This window comes from Nocardia thailandica NBRC 100428 (genome assembly GCF_000308795.1).
In the GTDB taxonomy this organism is placed as follows: Bacteria; Actinomycetota; Actinomycetes; order Mycobacteriales; family Mycobacteriaceae; genus Nocardia; species Nocardia thailandica.
Genome location: NZ_BAGK01000036.1, coordinates 1 through 5902 on the forward strand (window position 1 = coordinate 1; position 5902 = coordinate 5902).

At 76.1% G+C, this 5902-nt stretch carries 1 protein-coding gene; it reads left to right on the forward strand.

Going from position 1 to position 5902, the window contains the following annotated elements:
• The coding region (locus tag ON36_RS03535; protein WP_176569399.1) for a non-ribosomal peptide synthetase at positions 1-5902 on the forward strand (5902 nt) is incomplete at both ends.

The window sequence follows — 5902 nt, forward strand, 5'->3', positions numbered from 1 at the left end:
GTCGCCGAGACCGGGCCGCAGGAGACCCGCACCGCGCCCGCGAGCGGCGCGCCGGAGCCCGACGCGGCCGTCACCGAGGCGGGCCTGCGCGCGGCGGTGCACACCGCCGCCGATGGCGCGCCCCGCGCGGTGCTGCCCGTGCGGACCGTCTCCGAGGCGGAGCTGGACGGTGCCGTGACCGAGACCGCGAGCGCCCCCTTCGACCTGGCGGCCCGGCCGCCGGTGCGGGTGGCCCTGCTGCGCCGGTCCGGGCCGGGCGAGACCGAGCACGTACTCGTCCTCGCCCTGCACCACATCGCCGCCGACGGCGTCTCCGTCGGGCCGCTGGCCCGCGACCTCGTCCAGGCCTACACCGCCCGGACCGCCGGCCGCGCGCCCGGCTGGACCCCGCTGCCGGTGCAGTACCCCGACTACGCGCTGTGGCAGCACGCGGCGCTCGGCGACGCCGCCGACCCCGGCTCGCGCCTGGCCCGCCAGCTCACCCACTGGCAGCGCGAACTCGCCGGCCTGGCACCGGTCCTCGAACTGCCCACCGACCGGCCGCGGCCCCAGCAGCGCACCGGCCTCGGCGCCTCGCTCGGCCTCGAGGTGCCCGCCGCGCTCACCGCGGGCGTGGCGGACCTGGCCCGCCGCCACGGCGTCTCCACCTTCATGGTCGTGCACGCCGCCTTCGCCCTGCTGCTCGCCCGCAGCGGCGCGGGCACCGACATCGCCGTCGGCACCCCCGTCGCGGGCCGGGCCGACGCCGCGCTCGACGACCTCGTCGGCATGTTCGTCAACACCCTGGTCCTGCGCACCGCCGTCGACCCGCGCGCCGGTTTCGACGCGCTGCTCGCCGAGGTGCGCGAACGCGACCTGCGGGCGTTCGCGCACACCGAACTGCCCTTCGAGCGGCTCGTCGAGGCGATCGACCCGGTCCGCTCCACCGCCTACGCGCCCCTGGCGCAGGTGATGCTGTCGTTCGAACATCGCGACGACACCGTCGTCGCCCTGCCCGGACTCACCATCGGCGAATACGCGCTCCCGGTGGTGACCACCCAGTTCGATCTGTCGCTGGCGATCGACGAAACCGTCGACGGCCGTGGGGAACCCGTGCTGCGCGGCCGGCTGCGCTACGCCACCGACCTGTTCGACGCCGAGACCGTCGCCGCCCTCGGCGCGCGTTTCGTGCGGGTGCTGGCCGCGGTCACCGCCGACGACACCGTCCCGGTCGGCGACCTCGACCTGCTCGACGGCGCCGAACACGCGCGCCTGGCCGCCTGGAACGACACCGCCGTCGACTACGGCGTCGGCGCGGCGACCCTGGTCGACCTGTTCACCGCCCAGGCCGCCCGCACCCCCGACGCCGTCGCGCTCGACTTCGAGGGCGCCACGCTCACCTACGCCGAGTTCGCCGACCGCGTCGCGCGGCTGGCGCGCAGGCTGCTCGCCGACGGCGTCGGCCCGGGCACCGTGGTCGGCGTCGGCCTGCGGCGCGGCCTCGACCTGCTCGTCGCCGTCTACGCGGTGCAGGCCGCGGGCGGCGCCTACGTGCCGCTGGACCCCGACCATCCGGCGGACCGCATCGCGCACGTCCTCGACACCGCGGCACCGGTCTGCGTCCTGGCGGGCGCGGACTTCCCCGCGGTCTCGGTGCCGGTGCTGGATCCGGCCGCGCTCGACCTGTCCGGCTTCGCGACCGGCCCGGTGCGCGACGCGGAGCGCCCGCATCCGCTGCGCCCCGGCGACCTGGCCTACGTGCTGTTCACCTCCGGCTCCACCGGCAAGCCCAAGGGGGTGGCCGTCACCCACGCGGCCATCGTCAACCGCCTGGTGTGGATGCAGGACGCCTACCGCCTGACCCCGGCCGACGCCGTCCTGCAGAAGACGCCGGTCACCTTCGACGTGTCGGTGTGGGAGCTGTTCTGGCCCTTGCAGATCGGCGCGACCCTGGTCATCGCCCGACCCGACGGGCACCGCGATCCGGCCTACCTGGCCGAGGTGATCACCCGGGCGCGGGTGCGCGTGGCGCACTTCGTGCCGTCCATGCTGGCCGCCTTCCTGGCCGAGCCGAGCGCCGCGGCGGCCACCTCGCTGCGGCAGGTGTTCGCCTCGGGCGAGGCCCTGCCCGCCGCCGACGCCCAGCGGCTGCGCGCCCTGCTGCCCGGGGTGTCCGTGCACAACCTGTACGGGCCGACCGAGGCCGCCGTCGACGTCAGCTTCCACGAGGTCACCGACGCCGACACCGTCACCGTGCCGATCGGCGCGCCTGTCGCCAACACCGCGCTGCACGTCCTCGACACCCGGCTGCGGCCGGTCCCGGTCGGCGTGCCCGGCGAGCTGTACCTGGCCGGCGTGCAGCTGGCCCGCGGCTACCTCGGCCGCCCCGACCTGACGGCGGACCGGTTCGTCGCCGACCCGTTCGGCGCGCCCGGCGGACGCCTGTACCGCACCGGCGACCTCGTCGTGCGCACCCGCGACGGCGAACTGGAATACCTGGGCCGCACCGACTTCCAGGTCAAGTTGCGCGGCCTGCGCATCGAGCTCGGCGAGATCGAAGCCGTGCTCGCCGGTCTCGACGGCGTCGACCGCGCCGTCGTGACGGTCCGCGACGACGGCCTCGGCGACTACCTGGCCGCGTACCTGACGCCCGCGCCCCGGGACGGCTCCGGCGACCTGTCGGGCGCGCGGGTCGGCATCGACGTCGCCCGGGCCCGTGCCGATCTCGACCTCGACGCCGTGGCCGCCGCGCTCGGCGCGGCGCTGCCCGCCTACATGGTGCCCGCCGCGTTCGTGGTGCTCGACGAGTTCCCGGTCAACGCCTCGGGCAAGCTGGACCGCCGGGCGCTGCCCGCGCCGGTCCTGAAGGCGCGCGAGTTCCGCGCCCCCGCCACGCTCACCGAGAGCCGGGTGGCCGAGGTGTTCGCGGCGGTCCTCGGCCTCGACCGGATCGGCGCCGACGACGACTTCTTCGACCTCGGCGGCAACTCCCTGCTCGCCACCAAGGTCGCCTCGCGCCTCGGCGCGGCCCTCGACCGGCAGGTGCCGGTGGCCCGCCTGTTCGAGTACCCCGCGGTGGCCGCGCTCGCGGCCGCGCTCGACGCCGAATCCGCGGCGGCCCGGCGGGTTCCGCTCGTCGCGGGCGCACGCCCCGCCGCGCTGCCGCTCTCGCCCGCCCAGCAGCGCATGTGGTTCCTCAACCGGTTCGACCCCGACTCGGTCGGCTACAACGTGCCCATCGCGGTCCGGCTGCGCGGCGACCTGGACACCGAGGCCCTCGCCGCCGCGGTCGACGACCTCGTCGCCCGCCACGAGGTGCTGCGCACCTACTACCCCGAGACCGACGCGGGGCCCGTCCAGGCCATCCTGCCCGGCGCCGAAGCCGGTGTGCGCCTGCGCGTGCGCGAGGTCGCCCCCGCCGACCTGCGCGCCGCGGTCGAGGAACTGGCCGCCACCACCTTCGACGTCACCGCCGCGGTGCCCTGGCGGGTGGAGCTCCTGCGCAGCACCCCGACCGAGGCGGTCCTCGCCCTGGTGGTGCACCACATCAGCGCCGACGGGTCCTCCGTGCCGCCGCTGGTCCGCGACCTCATGACCGCGTACCTGGCCCGCCGCGAGGGCGCCGCGCCGCGGTGGACGCCCCTGGCCGTCCAGTACGCCGACTACGCGCTGTGGCAGCGCGCGGTCCTCGGCGACGAGAACGATCCCGCCTCGACCGCCGCCCGCCAGCTCGACTTCTGGCGCGCCGAACTGGCGGGGCTGCCCGACCAGCTCGACCTGCCCCTGGACCGGCCGCGCCCGGCCGTGCGGACCCTCGCCGGCGGCACCGTCCCGGTCACCCTGGACGCGGCGACCCACGCCCGCCTGAGCGCGCTCGCCCGCGAGACCGGCGCCACGCTGTTCATGGTGGTCCACACCGCCTTCGCCGCCCTGCTCGGCCGGCTCTCCGGCAGCGCCGACGTCACCGTCGGCACCCCGGTCGCCGGGCGCGGGGAAGCGGAACTGGAAGACCTGATCGGCATGTTCGTCAACACCCTGGTCTTCCGCACCCGCCTGCGGGCGGGAGAGAGCTTCGCCGACCTGCTGCGCCGCCAGCGCGCCACCGACCTCGCCGTCTACGCCAACGCCGACGTCCCGTTCGAACGTCTCGTCGAGGTGCTCGACCCGGCGCGGTCCACCGCGCGGCACCCGCTGTTCCAGGTCGGCTTCTCCTTCCAGAACTTCGACCGCGCCGAGCTGGCGCTGCCCGGCATCACCGTCTCGGCCCTGGACACCGGCGGGGAGCTGTCCCAGTTCGACCTGCACCTCATCGTCAGCGACGACTACGCCGCGGACGGTGCGCCGCAGGGTGTCTCGGGCGTGCTGACCTACGCCGACGACGTGTTCGACACCGCGTCCGCCGAGGCCGTGGCCCGGCGGCTGGAGGCCCTGCTGGCCGCCGTCGCCGCCGACCCGCACCGCGACCTGGACACCGTCGACATCCTCGACGCGGCCGAACGCGCCCGCGTCCTGACCGAGTGGAACGCCACCGGGCACGCCACCGACCGCGCCGCGACCCTGCTCACCGGCTACCGCGCCCAGGTCGCGGCCCGCCCGGAGGCCACCGCGCTCATCTTCGAGGGCGAGACCCTCACCTACGGCGCCCTCGACGCCCGGGTGAACCGGCTCGCCCGCCACCTGATCGGGCTCGGCGTCGGCCCGGACGTGCCCGTCGCCCTCGGCATCCGGCGCTCGATCGACCTCGTCGTGGCGATCTACGCCGTGCTCACCGCGGGCGGCGCCTACGTCCCCGTCGACCCCGACCACCCGGCCGAGCGCACCGACCGGATCCTGGCGACCGCGCGGCCGCTGTGCGTGCTGACCACCACCCGCGACGCCTTCGCCACCGACGGCGCCCCGGTGCACGCGATCGACGCCCTCGACCTGAGCGGCCACGCCGACGGGCCGCTGCGCCCCGACGAACTGCGGGCGCCGCTGCGCCCGGAGAACCTGGCCTACGTGCTGTTCACCTCCGGCTCCACCGGCACGCCCAAGGGCGTCGCCATGCGCCACGGCGGCGCCGCCAACCAGATCGCGTGGATGATCGAGCACTTCGGCCTCGGCCCCGCCGACGTCTACCTGCAGAAGTCCGCCGCCGGCTTCGACCTGTCGGTGTGGGGCTACTTCGTGCCGCTCGCCGCGGGCGCCGGGCTCGTGCTCGCCACCCACGACGGGCACCGCGACCCGCTGTACCTGGCCGACCTCGTCGCCGGAACCGGGGTCACCGTGGCCGATTTCGTGCCCTCGGTGCTGACCGTGTTCGCCGCGCACGCGCGCCGCGACCAGCTGGCGAGCCTGCGTCTGGTCCTCGCCATCGGCGAGGAACTGCTGCCCGAGACCGTGGCGGCCGTCGCCGCCGTCAGCGACGCGGCCGTGCACAACCTGTACGGGCCGACCGAGGCCGCCGTGTCGGTCACCGCCTGGCCCGCCGACGGAGGCGCGGGCCGCACGGTGCCCATCGGCGTCCCCGAGTGGAACACCCGCGTCTACGTGCTCGACGACCGGCTGCGGCCGGTCGCACCGGGCACCGCGGGCGAGCTGTACCTGGCGGGCGCGCAGCTCGCGCGCGGCTACCTCGGCCGCCCCGACCTGACCGCCGACCGGTTCGTCGCCGACCCGTTCGGCGCGCCCGGCGAACGCATGTACCGCACCGGCGACCTCGTCCGCTGGACCCGCGACGGCGTGCTGATCTACCTGGCGCGCATCGACTTCCAGGTGAAGTTCCGCGGCCAGCGCATCGAGCTCGGCGAGATCGAGGCCGCCCTCGCCGCGCATCCGGACGTCGCCCAGGCCGCCGCGCTCGTCGTCGGCGGCCCCGCCGGTGACCGCCTGGTCGGCTACGCGGTGCCCGTGCCCGGCGCCGCGCCGGACCCCGCCGCGCTGC